This is a genomic window from Methylobacterium oryzihabitans (genome assembly GCF_004004555.2).
Taxonomy (GTDB): domain Bacteria; phylum Pseudomonadota; class Alphaproteobacteria; order Rhizobiales; family Beijerinckiaceae; genus Methylobacterium; species Methylobacterium oryzihabitans.
In genome coordinates, this window is sequence record NZ_SACP01000199.1 from 1 (window position 1) to 255 (window position 255).

Here is a 255-nt window from a genome sequence, read left to right on the forward strand (position 1 = left end):
GCACGGTGGTGGACCTCGACGCGCTGGCCGGGGCGCTGCGCGACGGTCACCTGCGGGGGGCGGCGGTGGACGTGTTTCCGGTCGAGCCGGCGTCGAACGCGGAGCGGTTCGTGTCGCCGCTGCAGGGCTTGGACAACGTGATCCTGACGCCGCATGTCGGCGGGTCGACCGAGGAGGCGCAGGAGCGGATCGGGTCGGAGGTGGCGCGCAAGCTGGTGGATTACTCCGACATCGGCTCGACGGAGGGCGCGGTGA

1 protein-coding gene is annotated in these 255 nt (G+C 72.2%); it reads left to right on the forward strand.

From position 1 onward, the window contains the following. The coding region (locus EOE48_RS29020; RefSeq protein ID WP_281292812.1) for an NAD(P)-dependent oxidoreductase at positions 1–255 on the forward strand (255 nt) is incomplete at both ends.